Source organism: Pseudomonas sp. MWU12-2345, assembly GCF_023242385.1.
Classification (GTDB): Bacteria; Pseudomonadota; Gammaproteobacteria; order Pseudomonadales; family Pseudomonadaceae; genus Aquipseudomonas; species Aquipseudomonas gingeri_D.
On record NZ_JALLJA010000045.1, the window covers coordinates 1 to 1,982 of the forward strand.

The window sequence follows — 1,982 nt, forward strand, 5'->3', positions numbered from 1 at the left end:
AACTCAGATCCAGCTCAGTGCCCTCACCGCCATTGGCGGCTTGCAGGAGCTTCGGCCTGGCGTCCAGCAGATCGTCCTGGGCGAGGGGCAGTACCGCCAGATCGAGTGGGGCAGACGGCGGCGATTCGCTGCCCCCGCTGGGGGTCACGGTGTAGGTGACTGTCACCGACCGGCCCAGGTTGTAGGCGATCACCTCGACCGGCATATCGATCTCGCGGCTGGTGGGAAGTGTTTGTACCGGGGTGACGTAGGAACCCTCTCCCGCAGTACCTGCCCAGGTCACGCGGACCTGATCGCCGGGTCGGATGCCGTAATTCGGAATGACCACGGTCAGGTCATCCTGGGCCGACACCGGATTGAGTTGCTGGTTGGGCGAAACTCCGGTGGCCTGCTTGACGCTGGGAGCGGCCAGGTCCATGGGCGTGCCGATATACATCGGCAGGATCTCCGAGGGACTGATCCTTCCCGTCACACGGGTCACCCAATAGGAGGCCTTCACGGTTCCTCCCTCGTTGTTCTTGATCAGGTCGAAGTTGATGGAGAAAGGGATATCCGAATTCTCGTTGATTTCAGTGACCGGGGCAGAGTCGATTTTTATCCCGGTTCGCGAGCCGTTCCAGACATAGTGCACCTCATCACCGCGAATCTGATCGGTATATTGCCGGACAATCAGCCGGGTACCGTTGGGCACATCCGCGGGGTCGAGAACGCCGCCCTGCTCGCGTTCGACCACCGGAGGAGGCAGCTCGGCGACGGGCTCGCCGATGTTCAGCAGGTCGGCATGCAGGGACTGGCGACTGACGACTTCGCGAGCCTCCGTATCGCGCAGCAGCAGATAGAAGAGCTCCAATGTGCCGCCATCGATGGCGCGCAGATGCTCCCCGTCGACCGAGATGTAGAGCGACTCTTTGTCCCTCTCTTCGCCATCGCTGATCAGGCGAGGGGGAAGGGTTGGCAAGTAGATCTGGGGGCCTCGCGTGCCGAGCCACTTCAGGTCGATGACTTGCCCTTTGGTCATGCTTTCATCCCAGGGAATCTCGATCAGGGTGCTGGGCAACGCTGGATCAAGGGTGCCGGCAATAGCGTCCTTGGCGATGGGCGCGGCCAGTTGCGTGGCCTCGCCGATGACCTCGATGAACTGGCTTTTGGAGAGCCGGTCGTCGGAGCCGTCCGCCTTGATCAGACGGTAGGAGAATGCCGCCCGGGTGTTGACCAATAGACGGACATCGATGCTGGGCAGTGGTATATCGATCACCTTGTTAATACTGTCGATCTGTACCAGGGGATAGGTTTTATCCACCACCTCGCCATCATTGGTCACGCCTCTGAGGCGCATCTCGATCTCGTCACCCACGGCAAAACCGCTGCCGACGGCAATGACTTGCGCGGTTACCGTGTCGGGGTCGGGCAAGTCATCGATGTCCAGTTTGTTGTTGTCCGCCTCCTTGATAAGCGGTGCGCCGAGCCGTGGGCTGCCGGTGTCAACGTCGATGTAAGTCGTGGCGCTCCAGTCCTCGGAGCGGTTATTGACCACATCCAGGACATAGAAAGCCACGGGAATGCCGTCGGCCTCGGAGTCGCCTTCCTCGTCGATCACCGCCTTGTCGACGGTGATGACAATCACGTGGTTGTCGGGGTCGTTGGCTTCCTCGTCAGTCACGACGTGCTCGATTTTCTCGCTCCCCCAGTACAGGCGAATGCGGTCGCCTTCTTCGATATTGGGATAGGCCGGCATCCCGGCAACGGGGGATTTGATTTCGATCGGAACGAAGGGAGTATCGGCATCGACGCCCTCCAGGAGGATATCTTCGGGAATCACCATATGCAGTTCGGAATGGCCGGGAGTACCGGGGTCCATGTCACGTCCGCCGGGGCGTGTCAGCTTGATGTAGATGTTGGTGCGGGGCGAAGGATCGGGATCGGTGCCGGGCAGCGTGACCGTATAGTCCAAGATGAAATAACCGGTGGTCAGGCGATCAGAT

1 pseudogene is annotated in these 1,982 nt (G+C 60.5%); it reads right to left on the bottom strand.

Features of this window, described 5'->3' with window-relative positions:
* Positions 1-1,951: pseudogene (locus tag M5C71_RS33555) on the bottom strand (hypothetical protein); the annotation flags it as partial.
* Positions 1,952-1,982: the final 31 nt, after the last annotated feature.